This window comes from Streptosporangium carneum (assembly GCF_027922005.1).
Classification (GTDB): Bacteria; Actinomycetota; Actinomycetes; order Streptosporangiales; family Streptosporangiaceae; genus Streptosporangium; species Streptosporangium carneum.
In genome coordinates, this window is sequence record NZ_BSEV01000006.1 from 107297 (window position 1) to 122943 (window position 15647).

A 15647-nucleotide genomic window follows, 5' to 3' on the forward strand; every position below is an offset into this window, starting at 1 on the left:
CGTTTCGGTTACGTCACCACAACAGGAGAGAGATATCCGTGGTCTTCAAACGGCTGCTGGGAGTCTTCGGCGTCGGAGGTCCCTCCGTGGACACCGTTCTGGCCGTGTCGCGCGTCTCCCCGGGAGGGTCCCTGAGCGGAGAGGTCCGCATCAAGGGCGGTGACCTCGACGCCGAGATCGAGGGCATCCGCCTCGCCCTGGTCGCCAGGGTCGAGACCGAGCACGAGGAGGGGGAGTACAGCGGTCTCGGGGAGTTCTTCGGCGCCGAGGTCTCCGGCCCGTTCACCCTGCGCGCGGGCGAGGAGCGCGCCGTGCCGTTCGTGATCCCGGTGCCGTGGGAGACGCCGCTCAGCGAGGTCGAGGGCGTGCCCCTGAACGGCATGGCCGTGGGCCTGCGCACCGAGCTGGCGGTCGCCAGGGCGGTGGACAAGGGCGACCTCGACCCCTTCTCCGTGGCGGCCCTGCCCTCCCAGGAGGCCGTCCTGACGGCCTTCTCCCGGCTCGGCTTCCACTTCAGGCGCGCCGACCTGGAGAGCGGCCACCTGCACGGCGTGCGACAGGAGCTGCCGTTCTACCAGGAGATCGAGTTCCACCCGTCCGCCCAGTACGCGGGCAGGGTCAACGAGGTCGAGCTGACCTTCGTCGCCTCCCCCGCCGGCCTCGACGTCATCCTGGAGGCCGACAAGCGAGGCGGGCACGGCGGGGGCGACTCCTTCGGGCACTTCCAGGTGAGCCACGAGCAGGCTCTCGCGACCGACTGGGCCGGCGAGATCACCGCCTGGCTCGACGGCCTGGCCCACCACGGCGGGCACCACGGATACGACGGCCACCACGACCACCACGGCGGCGGCGCGGCCGTCGCGGCCGGGGCCGCGGGCCTGGCGGGCGGATTCGTGGCCGCCGAGGTGATCGACGAGATCGGCGACTTCTTCGAGGGAGACGAGGAAGAAGAGGAGTGAGCGCGCGGCGGGCCGCCCTCGAGGGGCGGCCCGCCCGTGGCGCCGCCGCGAACACGCCCCGCCCGGACCACCGCCGGGAACGTCCCATGAGAAAGAGCCCGCCCGGATCACCTCCGGGAAACGTCACGCGGGGAACATCGCGCGCGGGACGTCCCCCCGGAATCGTCCCGTCCGGGGGCGCCAGGGGGACGAACCACCCGGGCCGCGCGGCAGAGGGCCGTCCGCGGGGCCGTACCTCCTCCGCGGCCGTGCCGCCTCACCATCCCCGGCGTTCCGGCAGGCCAGGCACGCGGATGGCACCGGATGACTGCCGAGAACGGCGGTCATAACGCCACGATGTCATAACACTGCGGTAGGGATTTTTTGCCACATTCCTGGCCCGCGACGCGCCAAATACCTTGACAGCACCCCTCACAAGGAGTGCACATGTTGAGTAAACGCTCCCTCCTGTCCGGTGCCGCCATCGCGGCTCTCTGCGTGGCGGCCACCGTCTCCCCCGCCGCCGCCCAGTCGGCCCCGCTGGCCGCGCCGCAGCCGGCCGCCCCCTCGATGATCGAGGCGCTCCAGCGCGACCTCGGCCTCACCGCCGAGCAGGCGGTCACCCGCCTGGCCAACGAGGCACGCGCCGCGGGAACCGAGTCAGCCCTCAGCAAGACGCTCGGCGACAAGTACGCGGGCGCATGGCTCAACGCCGACGCCTCCCGGCTCCTCGTCGCCACCAGCGACGCCGCCACGGCGGGCGCCATCAGGGCGAAGGGCGCCCAGCCCGTGGTCGTCAGCCGTACCCTGGCACAGCTCAACGCGCTCAAGGACCGTCTCGACCAGGCGCCCGCCCAGGCACAGGCGGGGGCGTCCCTCTGGTACGTCGACGTCACGACCAACAGCGTCGTGGTCCTGGCCAAGGAGCAGGCGGCCGGCGAGGCCCTCGTGTCCGCCGCCGGAGTCGGCGCCGACGCGGTGCGAGTCCAGGTCTCGGCCGAGCAGCCCCAGGCCCTCGTCAACCTCAGGGGCGGCGACGCGTACTACATCGGCAGCGGCAGCAGGTGCAGCATCGGCTTCCCCGTCACCAAGGGCAGCACCCCCGGCTTCGTCACCGCCGGACACTGCGGCAGGACGGGCCAGACCACCAGCAACCCCTCGGGCACCTTCCAGGGCTCCTCGTTCCCCGGCAACGACTACGCGTGGGTCGCCACCCCGGGCCACACCCCCCAGCCGTGGGTGAAGTCGGGCAGCACCAACGTCATCGTCAGGGGGTCGACCCAGGCCACGGTCGGCGCCTCCATCTGCCGTTCCGGTTCGACCACCGGCTGGCACTGCGGGACCATCCAGCAGCACAACACCTCCGTCACCTACCCCCAGGGGACGGTGTCCGGCGTGACCCGCACCAGCGTCTGCGCCGAGCCCGGCGACTCCGGCGGCTCCTTCATCTCGGGCAGCCAGGCGCAGGGCGTCACCTCGGGCGGATCCGGCAACTGCAGGTCGGGCGGCACGACCTACCACCAGCCGGTCAACGAGATCCTGCAGGTCTACGGCCTCACCCTCAAGGTCGGCTGACCGCTCTCCTCTCCCGCTCGTCCCCACGAGCAACCCCCCAGGCCGAGGAGGCCAACGAAGTGGTAAGAATCATCCGCTTGACCATCGGCTTCGTCCTAGGACTCGCCTTCCTGGCGACCGTCTCCCCCGCCCAGGCGGCCACCGCCGCGCCGGCGACCACCGGCAAGGCCGCCGCCGTCCGGGTGCTCCGGTACGACGCCAGCCGCGCCGCCGAGTTCCGCTCCTACATCGACCAGGCGGCGCAGGTCTGGAACTCCAGCGTGACCAACGTGCGCCTGGTGGCGGGCAGCCCGGCGGACTTCGTCGTGTACGCCGACAACGGCTGGCCCCGCGCCCAGCCGACCAGCCTCGGGCGGGGCACGGTGTGGATCGGCAGGCAGGCGACCGCGGAGGGCCACAACCCGCTGCGCATCTCGACCCACGAGATCGGCCACATCCTGGGACTGCCCGACAGGCGCACCGGCCTGTGCACGGACCTGATGTCCGGCGCGAGCGCGGGCACGGGCTGCACCAACCCCAACCCCAACGCGACCGAGAAGGCCCAGGTCGAGCGTAACTTCAGGGGCTTCACCCCGGCGATCGACTTCGGCCGGATCTACGTCGACGCTCCTGAGCCGGCGGCCCCGTAGACGGGCACGTCCGACAAGCGCCCTCAGCGAACACCCTCGACGAGCACCGCCACCGGACGCGACGCCGGAAACGGTGAAGAGAGGCGGTGAACGACCGCGGAGGCCATCTGGCCGGTCCGGCCGAGCGCTCGGCCGGACCGGCCATCGCCTTTCTCGCCCCCGGGAGCGCCCCGGGGGCTTTCGCGGAAGCGTGGCCGCCGGGCTGACGCCGTCCTCGAAAGGACGCGCGGGCAGGGCCTCCGCGGCTCAGCGCAGGAGCTTCTCGAAGCAGTGGGAGCCGGCCAGTTCCTCGTACGGGGAGAAGAGCGGGATGGAGACGTAGCCCTCCCGCTCGTACAGTCTCACCGCGTCCGGCTGGCGGTCCCCGGTCTGCAGGACGATCCGAGGCGCGCCGAGCACGCGGGCGGCGTCCTCGGCGGCGGTGAGCAGCGCGCGGGCCACACCCGCGCCACGGTGGGAGGCCGCCACGAACATCCGCTTGAGCTCTAGGTCGGCGCCGTGCCTGCGCAGCGCGACGTGGCCGACGGGCAGGGACGCCCCCGCGTAGGCGACGCCGGTGTAGACCACGGTCTCCGACTCGACGGCCATGCCGCGGGGCAGGTAGTCGGGCCTCTGGGCGAGCCGGTCGGCGTACCTGGCGCCCATCTCCTCCGTCATCGCCGCGCGCAGCGCGACGGCGGCGGCGTCGTCCCAGCCGACCGGCCTGACCTCGATGACGTCGGTTCTCTCTGCGGATACGGGCATACGGCCTTCCCTGCCTTTCTCGCGGCCTCTTCACGCGAACCTCTCACGCCGGCCTTCGCGCACGACGCCGAGGGTATTCTCCGTCCCGGTCAGCCGAGAATCCTGGCCGCCCCGAACCCGGCGGCCAGCTCGGCCCCGGTCTCGAACCTGGAGGGAGCGAAGGCCGCCAGGCGCGGGTCGACGTCGTCGCCGACGAGCAGCCTGGCCACGTGGTCCCCCCAGGCGGGGGCGAGCTTGAAGCCGTGGCCGCTGGTTCCCGCGTCGACGTAGACGCGCTCGCTCACCCGCCCCGTCACCGGCTGCCAGTCCGGGCTGACGTCGTACAGCGAGGCCCAGCCTCCGACCGGCAGCGCCCTGCGGCGGGCCGGGGACCGCCTGGCGGCCGCTTCGGCGAGTCTGCCGGTCTCGTCGGGGGCGACGGCGCGCGCGAAGTCGTCGGGGTCGGCGGGGGAGGCGGGCACCACGCCGCCGACGAGGTACTGGGTGCGCGGCTGCGGCGTGGAGTAGTAACCCCCGGCGACGTCGATCAGCACATGGGGCACGAGCCCCTCCGCGTCCGCGGGGTCGTGCTCCAGGACCGCGACGACGTGCCGCTCGACGGTCAGCGGCAGGTCGACGCCGAGCGGCCGCAGCAGCGGCGCGGTCCACGGCCCGGCCGCGACCAGCAGCGCGCCGAGGTGGTGCGCCGATCCGTCGGCCGTCGTGACGGTCACCCCGCCGGCGTTCTCGTCGATCGCGACCACGGGGCGGTTGACGTGGATCTCGGCTCCGTGCCTCCGCGCCGCCTCCGCGAGACCGAGCGTGGTGCCGAAGGGGTCGGCGTAGCCCGCTCCGGGCTCCCAGACCGCCACCGCGACGCCCTCGGTGTCCAGGTACGGCAGAGCCGAGGGAATCTCGGCCTCGAGGAGCTCGCTGCCGATCCCCAGGCGGGCCGCGGTGTCCTTCGCCGTCGCCACGTCGTCGGGGCCGTGCAGGTAGAACGCCCCCGTACGGCGGAAGCCCGACTGTCCCCCACCGGTCCGCTCGCCGAAGTCGGCGAGGAACGCGATGCCGTCGCGGGCCACCTCGGCGAGGAAGGGGTCGGTGTAGTAGGCCCGGCAGATGGCCCCCGAACGCCCGGTCGGGCCCGAGGCCGGGGCGCCCCGGTCGAAGACGGCGGTCGAGACGCCCCTGCGGGCGAGGTGGAAGGCCGCGCTGACCCCGTGGACTCCGGCTCCGATGATTCCGACGTCGTATGACACGCCACCACCACATCCTCGAACTAGGGCTTACCCGGACAAAATACCAATTCAACAGATAGGAATACTAGGTATCATGGCCGTCGTGATCACCCGGCACACCGCGGGGAGGCCGGAGGCGCCCCCCCCGGGCGAGGGAGCTACGCTCGTTTCATGATCACTGCTTGGGACCCCTCGGCGGCGGGTGTGCTACGGCTGCCCTCGGGCAGGCTCGTTCGCGGCCGGGGGCTTCGCCACCCTCTCCCCGCGGGACCTGAACCCACCTTCGCGCTGTATCTCCTGGGCCGTGAGCCGTCCCCGGTCCCCTGGGAGTCCCGCTGGCTCCGCTGGCCGGACTTCTGGCTGCCGTCCGACCGCGCCGCCGCGGGGGACGCGTTGCGCGAGGCGTGGGCGCGTGCCGGGACCGAACGCGTCGAGGTGGCCTGCGGCGGCGGACGCGGACGGACCGGCACCGCGCTGGCCTGCCTCGCCGTACTGGACGGGGTGCCCGGCCACGAGGCGGTCGCCTACGTCAGGGAGCACTACTCCTCACACGCCGTGGAGACCCCCTGGCAACGTCGCTTCGTCGCCCGCTTCCGGTAACGGCCCGTCTCCTCTTCCGACGGCTTCCGACGGCTTCCGACGGCCGCCTGACTCGTCAGCGGCCGTCCTGCCCTCGGGCGACCGCCCCGACCGCCCCGACCGCCCCGACGGAACGCTACCGGCCGGCGGCCTGGGCGGCGTCCGGGGTCTGGGCGGCGACCAGGGCGGCGTACCTGCCGCCTCTGGCGAGCAGGCCCTCGTGGGTGCCGCGCTCCACGATCTTCCCCTCGTCGACCACCAGGATGAGGTCGGCGTCCTTCACGGTGCTCAGCCGGTGAGCGATCACGATGCGCGTCTGGGTGAGCCAGCCGAGGTTGGCCTCGATGCGCGCCTCCGTGGTGCTGTCGAGATGGCTGGTGGCCTCGTCGAGAAGCAGGATCTTCGGCCGGGACAGCAGCGCGCGGGCGAGCGCGAGCCGCTGCTTCTGCCCGCCTGACAGGCCGCCTCCCTCCATGAGGAGGGTCTCGTACCCCATGGGCATCATGCTGATCTCTTCGTGCAGACAGGCCAGCTCGGCGGCCTGGATGATCCGCTCCATCGGCGCGTCGGGGGCGTTGAGGGCGATGTTCTCCCTGATCGACCCGGTGAACAGCGACGGCTCCTGGGTGACCACGCCGAACTGGCGGCGCAGCGAGCGCAGGTTCAGCTCGGACAGCGGAACGCCGTCGTAGCTGAGCTGTCCCTCCGACGGCGTGTGCAGCGCCAGCAGCAGTCTGGCCAGGGTGCTCTTGCCCGCCCCTGAGGGGCCGACCAGGGCGATCTTCTGACCCGAGCTGATCGACACGGAGATGCCGCGCAGCGTCCACGGTCCCCTGGGGTCGTGCCGGAAGCCGACGCCGTGCAGTTCGACCGAGCCGCGCAGCCTGAGCACCTCGATGCCCGCGGTCGACTCGGGCTCGGAGGCGAGGATGTCCGACAGACGGTCGAAGTGCGCCCCCGCCTGCTGGAGTCCCTGCAGACTGGCCATCAGCGAGCCGATGGGGGTCAGGGCGGCGGCCGCGAGGGCGTTGAGCGCGAGCAGCGCGCCCAGGGTCAGCTCCCCGTCGAGCACCCGCCACGCGCCGACCCAGAGCAGCGCGAGCGGGGCCAGCAGGCGCAGGGTCCCGAGCGCGGCCTCCAGCAGTCCCTGGGCCAGGCCGCCCCGCATGTCGGCGTTCAGCTGGGTGGTGAAGTGCCTCGACCACTGCTCGACCGCGCGGTGCTCCGCCCCGGAGGCCTTCAGCGTCTCGATGCCGCCGATGGCCTGGACCAGCTGGCTCTGGGTCGCGGAGAAGGCGCTGAGCTCCTCCTGGGTGAGGAGGCTGACCCTGCGGGCCGTGGCCAGCAGCAGCAGCACCTGAAGGGCCGCGAAGGCGAGCAGACAGGCGCCGAAGGCGACGTCCCAGCTGAAGACGAGGATCAGGTAGCCGACGGCGAGCGGCCCGTCGAGCAGCGCGGACAGGACCTGCCCCGTGAGCATGTCCCGCAGCACGGCGACGCTTCCCGCGCGTGTCATCAGGTCGCCCTTGCCCCGCAGCGCGAAGTAGCGGTACGGCAGGGCGACCAGATGTGAGACCACCCCCCCGGTCAGCTCGGCGTCCGCCCCCGCGCGTATGGCGACCAGCAGGACCGAGCGGAGGTAGCCGACCGCGAACTGCGTCGCGGCGGCGATCCCCAGCCCCACCCCGATCAGGGTCAGCAGCCCCTGCGCGCCCGTGGGAAGGACCCGGTCGACCAGCGCCTCGGAGAAGAACGGCAGCGCCAGGCCGAGCAGCTGCAGCAGCAGGGAGGCCAGCACCACCTGGGCGAGCAGCCCCTTCCTGCGCATCAGCAGCGCGCGGACGAACCTGCGACGCCAGGCCGCGCCCGCGGTCGAGCGGCCCCGCCGGAAGCCGGGCCCCGGCTCGAAGGCGAGCAGCACGCCGGTGAAGCCCTCGTCGAACTCCTCGGCGGTGAGCCTGCGGCGGCCACGCCCCGGATCGACGATGTCGACCCGGTCCTCGGCCCAGCGCTCGACGACCACGAAGTGCTTGAACTCCCAGTGCACCACCGCGGGCATCGGCACGCGGGCCAGGTCCGCGGGGGCCAGGGAGAAGGCCCGCGACTTCAGCCCGCACTCCACGGCCCCCTCGCGCAGCGCCTTGGCGCTGAGGCCGTCCCTGCCGATCTGGAGCCGGTCGCTGATCTCCTGCAACGAGATCCGCCGCCCGTGGTAGGACAGGACCATCGCCAGACAGGCGGCCCCGCACTCGGTCGCGGTGTTCTGCAGCACGACGGGCACGCGTCTCATGCCCCGCCTCCCATCCGTGTCCTCAGCACCAGGGCGAACACGACGCCCGCCGCCATCAGCAGCACGACCACCGCCCACAGCGCGACCAGCGTGCGCGTGCGGATCGTCAGCGGGACGTCCTCACGCGTCGAGGAGTCCCGGTAGCGGCGCAGGGACTCCTCACGGAAGATGCCGCCGCTCATGACCAGTGCCATTCGATCGAGGCCTGACGGCGGCGCTCGGCCAGCCATTGGGAGAACGCCAGGCGGCCTGCGGCGGCCAGCGTCCGCTCGTCCCGTACCGCGGCCGCACGGGTCAGGACGACTCCGGCGAGGAAGGTCCCGCCGTGGGCCACGGGCCCGACCACGGTCCCCGGCGCGGCGTCGCGGAGCGGCTCGGGCAGCTCGAAGGCCAGACGCTCGGCGATCGTCGTCTCGATGTCGCCGTCCCCCGACGCGAGAGCCGCGAGGCCGCCGTCGTGGACCCGGGCGAGGTCTCCCGCACAGGCCGCCAGAGACGTCTCGGGTCCGGTGATCCAGACCCCGCGCACCCGGTCGAACGCCCCGGGGGCGGCGGCCAGGCGGGCGGGGCCGAGCTCGGCCTCCATGCGGCGGCGGAAACCCCTGCGCCGGGCCACGCCGCCGATGTAGGTCTCGAACTGCGGCAGGGTCATGCCCATCTCGGCCAGCCAGGCCATCGTCGAGGCACGGTCGTGCAGGCCCCGCCCGCGGCGGAACTCGTCGGCCGCGGCCTGCAGATCCCCGGCGTCGACCGGCTCGGTCTCCTTCCGGATCTCGTTGAGGATCAGGCACTGGTCGACGATCTCGTCGTGCGGCGTCATGTCACGGCGCGACAGCGACCGGATCATGGTCAGTGCCTGCGCGACCGACAGATGCACCTCGTCGACGCTGACCAGCTGGCCCGCCGCCCAGTGCGTCGAGTGGTCGATCAGCCAGGGCACGCCGTCCTCCGCCTGCGCGGTGAGGGCGACCGTCCCGCCCTCCGGGTCCTCGACCAGCAGGTCGAAGTCGACCACCGGGGTGCCGGGGCGCTCGTCGACGACCAGCTGGGCCCGCAGTCCCGGATGCTCCTCGGCCCACGCGGCGGCCGCCCGCCTGGCCTCCTCGACGTCGGCGCGGCGTCGGGGCAGGCCGCGCAGCAGCCGCACGCCGGACGCGAGCGCGGTTGCGAAGTCACTCATGGTCCGTTGATCCGTTCTCGGTCTCCGCCGCCGCGAGCCAGTCGGCGATCGCCTCGGCGATGGGCAGCCCCGTGTGGTGCTCGACGAATCCCCAGGCCCCGTTGGGGTTGATCTCCAGGAACACGTACTCCCCCTCGGGGGTGAGGATGAGGTCGATCGCGCCGTAGGTCAGGTCGAGCGCGGCGACCAGGTCCGCGCACCGGCGTTCCAGGTCCTCGGGAAGCCGGTGCGCGCCGTGCCGCACCCGGTCGTCGTCGTAGTGCCGCCAGTCGTCCCTGGCCGTGCGCGACGCCTGCGAGTCGATCTCCATCGCGAAGACCCGGTCGCCGACCACGATCACGCGCAGTTCCACGGCCTTGGGAACGTACGGCTGGAGGATGACCGGCTCATGCCTGAGGCGGTGGCGCGAGGTGAGGTGCCGCCGGGTGAGGACCGTGGTGTAGGTGCGGTGGTCGACGCCGTCGAGGGTGAACTCGTCCGAGTTGATCTGCTTGGCGATGAGGTCTCCCCCGGCCCTCTCGTAGGCGGGCGCCAGCTCGAACGGGTCGTTGGTGTAGACGGTCTCCGGCACCGAGAAGCCGAGGGCCACGGCACGCGCCATATGAATGATCTTGTTGTGCGCCCTGCGCTCGACGTCCCTGCGCGCGGGCAGCCACCGGGCGGGCGCAAGCTCCCACGCCCCGTCGAGCAGGAACTCCGCCTGCCAGACCACGTGTCGGCGGTGGGAGGGCTCGGTGACGTTCTCCGCGGGTGTGGGCCGGTTGGGGCGACGCCACCACACGGCGCGCACCTGCGCCAGGTCCAGCGGCCCCGCGCCCGCTCCGGTGTCGAGCACGATCCGGTGGCCCTGACCGGTGAAGGCGGCGGTGAGACTGCCTCTGGCGGGAAAGTCGCCCGGATCCCACCACGTCACCGGCACCCCGCGCGCTCTCAGCTTCGGCAGCACCATCTCGACCGCGTCGTCCTGCCGGTCGCTCAGTATCAGGATCACGTCACCCTCGTCACAGAAGCGGCGACCTCCGGTGATCACGGCGTCCCGGCGGTCGTCCCTACGGCGAGGACGCTACGGGTCACCCCTTGTGATCACCTGGTGGATGACTTGCGAACCACTGAACCCACCGGGCGCCTCGCCCCCGCCTGGTTCGCGGCCGCCCCGGACGCGGCGCGGCGAGCGGGCCGACGCCGACGAAAGCCCCCGGAACGCTCAGGCCACGCGACCCCGACGCCGTGACGTCGGGGTCGCCGACGGACCCGTCGTGACCGCCCGCCGCCCGCCGCCCTCCGCTCAGCCCGCTCAGCCCGCCTCCGCGAGCCCGGGCCTGCAGTGCAGGCACGTCCGGTACCCGGCCCGCTCGGCCTGGGCGACGCTGTGGAAGCCGTGCCGGTGCGCGGAGGTGATCCTGCGCGCGTTGTGACAGGTGGGGAAGCACACGATCCCGGTGGTGTCGCTGCCCAGGTACAGCACGCCCGCCTCGGCCAGCGAGCGCACCTCGCCCAGGTCGACGTTCTCCGCGCGCAGCAGCGCCTCCTTCGCGGCCCGGCCGAACGCGTGCCCGCCCGCCGCGCCGTCCGCCCGGACGACGCGGTGGCAGGGGATGAGGACCGGCACGGGGTTGCGCTCCAGCGTCGAGGCGACCTCACGGGCGGCCTCCGGCCTGCCGACCAGCCTGGCGATCCAGGAGTACGGCCGCACCTGCCCCCTGGGGACGGTCAGGGCCGCGCGCAGCACGTCCCGCTGGAAGTCGTCGGCGTCCCGCAGGTCGAACCGGAGCCCCGAGCTCCGTCCCGACCGCAGCGCGGGCAGCAGCCCCGCCGGGGGACGCGGCGCGGGCAGCAGCGGGCGGGCGAACCTCTCCCTGAACGAGGCCGCGAAGTCCTCGCCCTCGAGCCGCGCGTAGACGATCCCCTCGTCGGTGAACGCGACGAGCAGCTCCCCCACCGGGCTCGGGGCGCGCGTCCAGCGGGCGGCGATCCGCCCGAGCAGGCCGTCGGGGGCATCGGTGGCCAGCCCGGCCAGCCTGGCGAGCAACGGGTCGTGGGTGGAATCCATCGGGCGCCTCCTTGCGGGCTTACGGGGTGGTCAGAGCGCGGAGCCGCTGCAGCCCCCGCGAGATGTGCGACTTGACGGTTCCCTGCGGGAGGCCCAGCACGACGGCGATCTCGCCGACGGGCAGATCGACGACGTGACGCAGCACCACCGCGGCCCGCTGGTCCTCGGGCAGCAGTCCCAGCAGGCCGGCCAGCTCGTCGCCCGTCTCCCGCCTGACCGCCGCCTCCTCGACCCCCTCGTGCGGGTCCGGGGTCTCCACCGGCTCCTCGAGCAGGGTGGTCGGCGGCCGGCGGGCCTCGGTGCGCAGGCTGTTGCGCCACACGTTCATCACGATCGTCATCAGCCAGGCACGCGACCGCAGCCTCGCGACGCGCTCGCGGTCGTAGCCGCACAGCGCGCGGTAGGCGCGCAGAAAGGCCTCCGCCGTCAGGTCCTCCGCGTCCGCCCACCGCCCGCACAGGCGCAGCGCGGTGGAGAACACCAGCCCCCGGTACGCGGCGAACAGCGCGGCGAACCCCTCGTCGAGATCCTCGACGAGGGCTTTCACGACGAGATCCGCGCACTCGGGCAGCGTTCCTGTCTCGCGGTCGACATCCCTCATGCCCGTCTCAACCCCGGGCGTCCCGTATCGGTTGCACCCGCCTCGCCGTACGGCGGGCGCGGGGCGCCCGGACGGCCGGGGAGGCGGCGAACGGGCGAAGGAGGTTTCGGCCGCGCGGGCACGCGGGGAGAGACCGGAGGTGACTCACTCCCGCACCGGTGTCTCCCTCAGCGTCTCGGTCGACGCGGCGGCCGCTCCCGAACGGGTGTTCGCCGTCATGACCGACTGGCCGCGTCACGACGAGTGGATGGTCCTGACCCGCGCCCGCGTCACCGGGGGAGACGGCCACAGCGCGGGGAGCCGTCTCGCGGCCTTCAGCGGGGTCGGCCCCTTCGGGTTCCTGGACACCATGGAGATCACCCGCTGGGATCCGCCGAGGACCGTGGAGGTCCGGCACACCGGCGGCCTGGTGCGCGGGACCGGCGCCTTCCACGTGCTGCCCCGCGAGGGCGGCGGCAGCACGATCGTGTGGGAGGAGGAGCTGGACCCGCCCTTCGGTCCCGTCGGACGGCTGGGCTGGCCACTGGTCAGACCGCTCGGCGAGGCGTTGCTGCGGCGCTCGCTGCGGCGCCTGGCCGATCTCAGTGGCCGGTGAGGTCGCGACTCGAGTCACGGGCGCCCGGCCTGTTCGGCTCGTCCCGGATGACCTCGCCGTGGATCACGGGCCCCGAGCCCCTGCCCTGGCCGCGCGTCGTGTCGAAGGGCGAGCCCGCCTCCCCGAACGGCGAGCCCATGGGGCCGAACGGCGAGCCGAGCCCAGGGCCCGCGGCCGTCTTGGCGAGCGTGCGGACCCTGCGGGCGAAGAACCAGGTGCCCAGCCTGCGGACCAGCGGCCGGGTGAAGGGCAGGATGCACAGGAAGCCGGCGATGTCGGTGACGAAGCCGGGGGTGAGCAGCAGCGTGCCCCCCGCGACGATCATGGCGCCGTCCGCGAGCTCGCGGTCGGGCATCCGGCCGCTCTGCAGCGCGGCCTGCAGGTTCCGCCAGGCCCTGCGGCCCTCCCTGCGGACGATCCAGGCGCCGAGCAGGCTGTCGGCGAGCAGGAGGGCGACCGTGGGCCAGCCGCCGATGACCTGACCGACCTGGATGAGCACCCAGATCTCCAGGACCGGGACCACCAGGAAGACCAGGAACAGCAGAAGGCGCATCTTTTCCTCGCTCGTGCGACAGCCCTACGACAGTGACAACGTCCGGGAGCGGCCGTGCGTTCCTGGCCGGCCCGGCCTCTGTCCGGCGTCCGCCCGGTGTTCGCTCAGCGTGGACGGCGCAGGCGGCGGGGCAGACCGGCCACGCCCCACACGGCGACCCGCCAGAACGCCTCCACGATGATGCCCCTGCTCATCTTGCTGGCCCCGACGGTGCGCTCGACGAAGGTGATGGGCACCTCCGCGACGCGCAGACCGTGGTGGACGGTGCGCAGGGTCAGGTCGATCTGGAAGCAGTAGCCCTGCGACTCCACGTCGTCGAGACCGATCTTCTCCAGGGTGGAGGCGCGGTAGGCGCGGAAACCGGCGGTGGCGTCCCGGATCGGGACGCCGAGCATGATCCGGCTGTAGAGGCTCGCGCCGCGCGACAGGAGCTCCCTCGACAGGGGCCAGTTGACCACCTTGCCGCCGGGCACCCATCGGGAGCCGACCACCAGGTCGGCCCCGTCGGCCAGCCTCTCCAGCAGCTTGGGCAGCTCCTCCGGCTGGTGGGAGCCGTCGGCGTCGATCTCGACGAGGACGTCGAAGCCCTCCTTCAGGCCCCAGTGGAAACCCTCGATGTAGGCCGCGCCCAGCCCCTGCTTTCCCGGGCGGTGCAGCACGCTGACGTGGTCGTCGTCGGCGGCCAGGCCGTCGGCGACCTCCCCGGTGCCGTCGGGGCTGTTGTCGTCGGCGATCAGCAGGTGCGCCTCGGGCACCGCGGCGCGAATCCGCCCGACGATCATCGGCAGGTTCTCCCGCTCGTTGTACGTCGGGACGATGACGAGCACCCGGTCCAGCATCCGCTCCATCACGCGTCTCCTACCTGCTGCTCGTCCTCCCGGCCCGGGAAGGGGGCCGGGGTGCGCGTCCTGCGCCGCCTGACGGCGGCCAGCGCGCCCGCACTCACAAGTATCAACAGCCACTCTGGCAGGGCGCCCACACGAGTGGCGAGGGTTTGGGCGGTCCGCACCGGAACGGTGAGGACGTTCATCGCGGGAACCAGTTCGCCGGTACGCCAGGCGATTTTTCCTTGGGGGGTCACATACGCGGATATACCCGTGATCGCGGAGGTGATCACCGCCCGGTTGTGCTCGACCGCGCGCAACTGCGACATGGCGAGCTGCTGGGCGGGCAGGTTCGTCAGCGCGTACGTGGCGTTGTTGGTCTGCACGATCAGCGGGCTCGCCCCGGTCCTGGCGGTGCCGCCGACGACGCCGTCGAAGGCCACCTCGTAGCAGTTGATCGCGCCGACGGTCACCGGGCCGAGCCTCAGGTCGCCGTCGCGGACGCCGGGCACCGACTGCTTGCCGACCAGGCCCGCCCGTTCGAACAGGGCCAGCACGAGGTCCTTGAGGGGGGTGTACTCCCCGAAGGGGACCAGCTTCTGCTTGTCGTAGTAGGCGCCCGGCCCCGTGACCGGGTCCCACACCAGGCTGCGGGTCGCGCGGTTGTCCTCACCGATCCCGACCACGGCGCCGACCAGGACGGGCACCCCGATGTCCTTGACCGCGGCGTCGATCTGCCCGCGGGCGAGCTCGCTGCGGTAGGGGTCGATGTCGGTCGAGTTCTCCGGCAGCGCGACGAGGTCGGGCTTGGGGGTTCTGCCCTGCCGTACGGCCTGCGCCATCTCGTGGAGCATGCGGGTGTGGTTGCCCAGGACCACGGCGGGCTCGTCTCCCAGGGGGTTCATGCCCCTTCCCGGGACGTTTCCCTGGATGACCCCGACGGCCACGGTCCTGCCCTCGTCTCCCGGTCGGGGAACGGCAAACGCGGCGGCGGGGACGGCCAGCGCCCCCGCGAGCGGCAGGACGACGGGGAGGGCGAGCCGGGAGGCGAGCGGCGACGCGGGCCTCGCCGTGGGCTCCGGCGCGGGCGGTACGGCGGACGGCGGGGCGGACGCCCTCCCGGGGCGGGTCCCCCTCGCGAGGGCCGCGAGCCTGAGCGCCGCCAGTGCGATCAGGCCGCCGCACAGGGCGACCGCGAAGGTCACCAGCGGCGCCCCGCCGAGGGCGGCGTACGGGGTGAAGGGCGACTCCCCCTGACTGAAGGCCACCCGGGCCCAGGGGAACCCGCCGAACGGGAAGGTCCCTCTGGCCCACTCCATCGTCACCCACAGCGCCGCGCCCCACAACGGCCACAGCGGCAGCCTGGAGGTCAGGGTGGCACAGACGGCCCAGACCGCGTAGAAGAGGCTCTCCATGGCCACCAGGCCCAGCCAGGCGTCCACTCCGATCGGGCTGACCCAGTGCAGCGCGGGCAGCAGGAAGGCGAGCCCGCCCAGGAAGCCGAGCCACAGGGCGCGGCGGGGGCGTGTGCCGCGCACGGCCAGCACGAGGAGCGCCACGCCGAACGGCGCGAGGAACCACAGCCCGAGCGGCGGGAAGGCGAGGAAGAGCAGCAGGCCGCCCGCGACGGCGCCCACGGCCCTGACCGCGGGGAGGCGGCGCCGGAGAGACCGCGGGCGATCCCGCCGCGCGCCCTCCGCGGCCTCCCCCGGCACCGGGACGGCCGTCTTCTCCTGCACCACGGGCGGGGCTCCTTGTGCTGTCTCGGGACGGGTTGACACCCGGTCCTGACCCATCTTTCTAGCCCGAACGGTACCGCTCCACCGCCCCTGTCCCAAAGCACGAGATCAGGGGCGGGAAAACGGCAAC

The 15647-nt window shown here is 73.0% G+C and carries 16 protein-coding genes; 5 read left to right on the forward strand and 11 right to left on the reverse strand.

The window, feature by feature from the left end; translation table 11 throughout:
- Positions 1 to 38: 38 nt before the first annotated feature.
- The 3 genes from PKF00_RS15700 to PKF00_RS15710 all read left to right on the forward strand — a co-directional run bounded on the left by PKF00_RS15700 (position 39) and on the right by PKF00_RS15710 (position 3142).
- Positions 39 to 959: a sporulation protein gene (locus tag PKF00_RS15700; protein ID WP_271218253.1), complete on the forward strand. Its 921-nt coding sequence runs from the start codon at positions 39 to 41 to the stop codon at positions 957 to 959.
- A 426-nt stretch (positions 960 to 1385) separates the two neighbouring features.
- Positions 1386 to 2513: a S1 family peptidase gene (locus tag PKF00_RS15705; protein ID WP_271218254.1), complete on the forward strand. Its 1128-nt coding sequence runs from the start codon at positions 1386 to 1388 to the stop codon at positions 2511 to 2513.
- Positions 2514 to 2590: 77 nt separating this feature from the next.
- Complete coding sequence (locus tag PKF00_RS15710; RefSeq protein WP_271218255.1) at positions 2591 to 3142, forward strand: snapalysin family zinc-dependent metalloprotease; 552 nt, start codon at positions 2591 to 2593, stop codon at positions 3140 to 3142.
- Positions 3143 to 3388: 246 nt separating this feature from the next.
- Here the strand turns inward: PKF00_RS15710 and PKF00_RS15715 are convergent, their stop codons facing one another.
- Both PKF00_RS15715 and PKF00_RS15720 read right to left on the reverse strand, forming a co-directional pair.
- Positions 3389 to 3886 carry a GNAT family N-acetyltransferase gene (locus tag PKF00_RS15715; protein WP_271218256.1) on the reverse strand — a complete coding sequence of 166 codons (498 nt, stop codon included), beginning with the start codon at positions 3884 to 3886 and terminating at the stop codon, positions 3389 to 3391.
- 89 nt (positions 3887 to 3975) lie between these two features.
- Positions 3976 to 5127: an NAD(P)/FAD-dependent oxidoreductase gene (locus tag PKF00_RS15720; RefSeq protein WP_271218257.1), complete on the reverse strand. Its 1152-nt coding sequence runs from the start codon at positions 5125 to 5127 to the stop codon at positions 3976 to 3978.
- A 150-nt stretch (positions 5128 to 5277) separates the two neighbouring features.
- Here PKF00_RS15720 and PKF00_RS15725 point away from each other — a divergent pair, with 150 nt between their 5' ends.
- Positions 5278 to 5706 carry a protein-tyrosine phosphatase family protein gene (locus PKF00_RS15725; protein WP_271218258.1) on the forward strand — a complete coding sequence of 143 codons (429 nt, stop codon included), beginning with the start codon at positions 5278 to 5280 and terminating at the stop codon, positions 5704 to 5706.
- A 115-nt stretch (positions 5707 to 5821) separates the two neighbouring features.
- Here PKF00_RS15725 and PKF00_RS15730 read toward each other — a convergent pair whose 3' ends face one another.
- The 6 genes from PKF00_RS15730 to PKF00_RS15755 form a co-directional block, all read right to left on the reverse strand.
- Positions 5822 to 7975, reverse strand: coding sequence for a peptidase domain-containing ABC transporter (locus PKF00_RS15730; RefSeq protein WP_271218259.1), 2154 nt, complete (start codon positions 7973 to 7975; stop codon positions 5822 to 5824).
- Positions 7972 to 8169, reverse strand: a complete 198-nt coding sequence (locus tag PKF00_RS15735; protein ID WP_271218260.1) for a hypothetical protein — start codon at positions 8167 to 8169, stop codon at positions 7972 to 7974. Before PKF00_RS15735 ends, PKF00_RS15730 begins: the two co-directional genes overlap by 4 nt.
- A complete protein-coding gene (locus PKF00_RS15740; RefSeq protein WP_271218261.1) occupies positions 8154 to 9155 on the reverse strand; it encodes a TIGR04500 family putative peptide maturation system protein in 1002 nt (333 codons plus the stop codon). The genes PKF00_RS15735 and PKF00_RS15740 overlap by 16 nt, the downstream gene beginning before the upstream one ends.
- The gene (locus tag PKF00_RS15745; protein ID WP_271218262.1) at positions 9148 to 10146 is read right to left on the reverse strand and encodes an MvdC/MvdD family ATP grasp protein; all 999 of its coding nucleotides are present in this window, start codon (positions 10144 to 10146) and stop codon (positions 9148 to 9150) included. The genes PKF00_RS15740 and PKF00_RS15745 overlap by 8 nt, the downstream gene beginning before the upstream one ends.
- Positions 10147 to 10449: 303 nt before the next feature.
- A complete protein-coding gene (locus tag PKF00_RS15750; RefSeq protein WP_271218263.1) occupies positions 10450 to 11205 on the reverse strand; it encodes a methylated-DNA--[protein]-cysteine S-methyltransferase in 756 nt (251 codons plus the stop codon).
- A gap of 19 nt (positions 11206 to 11224) precedes the next feature.
- Positions 11225 to 11806 carry an RNA polymerase sigma factor gene (locus PKF00_RS15755; protein ID WP_271218264.1) on the reverse strand — a complete coding sequence of 194 codons (582 nt, stop codon included), beginning with the start codon at positions 11804 to 11806 and terminating at the stop codon, positions 11225 to 11227.
- A gap of 139 nt (positions 11807 to 11945) precedes the next feature.
- On the opposite strand from PKF00_RS15755, the gene PKF00_RS15760 reads away from it, so the two are divergent.
- The gene (locus PKF00_RS15760) at positions 11946 to 12401 is read left to right on the forward strand and encodes an SRPBCC family protein (protein WP_271218265.1); all 456 of its coding nucleotides are present in this window, start codon (positions 11946 to 11948) and stop codon (positions 12399 to 12401) included.
- Here the strand turns inward: PKF00_RS15760 and PKF00_RS15765 are convergent.
- From PKF00_RS15765 to lnt, 3 genes are all read right to left on the reverse strand, one after another.
- The gene (locus tag PKF00_RS15765; RefSeq protein WP_271218266.1) at positions 12388 to 12954 is read right to left on the reverse strand and encodes an FxsA family protein; all 567 of its coding nucleotides are present in this window, start codon (positions 12952 to 12954) and stop codon (positions 12388 to 12390) included. The genes PKF00_RS15760 and PKF00_RS15765 overlap by 14 nt on opposite strands.
- Positions 12955 to 13058: 104 nt before the next feature.
- Complete coding sequence (locus tag PKF00_RS15770; protein WP_271218267.1) at positions 13059 to 13802, reverse strand: polyprenol monophosphomannose synthase; 744 nt, start codon at positions 13800 to 13802, stop codon at positions 13059 to 13061.
- Positions 13802 to 15520, reverse strand: a complete 1719-nt coding sequence (gene lnt / locus PKF00_RS15775; protein ID WP_271218268.1) for an apolipoprotein N-acyltransferase — start codon at positions 15518 to 15520, stop codon at positions 13802 to 13804. Before lnt ends, PKF00_RS15770 begins: the two co-directional genes overlap by 1 nt.
- Positions 15521 to 15647 lie beyond the last annotated feature (127 nt).

Excerpts from the sequence above, each read along its gene's own strand:
- PKF00_RS15705 (WP_271218254.1), top strand. The coding sequence starts at position 1,386 with ATGTTGAGTAAACGCTCCCTCCTGTCCGGTGCCGCCATCGCGGCTCTC.
- PKF00_RS15715 (WP_271218256.1), bottom strand. The coding sequence starts at position 3,886 with ATGCCCGTATCCGCAGAGAGAACCGACGTCATCGAGGTCAGGCCGGTC.
- PKF00_RS15725 (WP_271218258.1), top strand. The coding sequence starts at position 5,278 with ATGATCACTGCTTGGGACCCCTCGGCGGCGGGTGTGCTACGGCTGCCC.
- PKF00_RS15730 (WP_271218259.1), bottom strand. The coding sequence starts at position 7,975 with ATGAGACGCGTGCCCGTCGTGCTGCAGAACACCGCGACCGAGTGCGGG.
- PKF00_RS15735 (WP_271218260.1), bottom strand. The coding sequence starts at position 8,169 with ATGGCACTGGTCATGAGCGGCGGCATCTTCCGTGAGGAGTCCCTGCGC.
- PKF00_RS15740 (WP_271218261.1), bottom strand. The coding sequence starts at position 9,155 with ATGAGTGACTTCGCAACCGCGCTCGCGTCCGGCGTGCGGCTGCTGCGC.
- PKF00_RS15750 (WP_271218263.1), bottom strand. The coding sequence starts at position 11,205 with ATGGATTCCACCCACGACCCGTTGCTCGCCAGGCTGGCCGGGCTGGCC.
- PKF00_RS15755 (WP_271218264.1), bottom strand. The coding sequence starts at position 11,806 with ATGAGGGATGTCGACCGCGAGACAGGAACGCTGCCCGAGTGCGCGGAT.
- PKF00_RS15765 (WP_271218266.1), bottom strand. The coding sequence starts at position 12,954 with ATGCGCCTTCTGCTGTTCCTGGTCTTCCTGGTGGTCCCGGTCCTGGAG.
- PKF00_RS15770 (WP_271218267.1), bottom strand. The coding sequence starts at position 13,802 with ATGGAGCGGATGCTGGACCGGGTGCTCGTCATCGTCCCGACGTACAAC.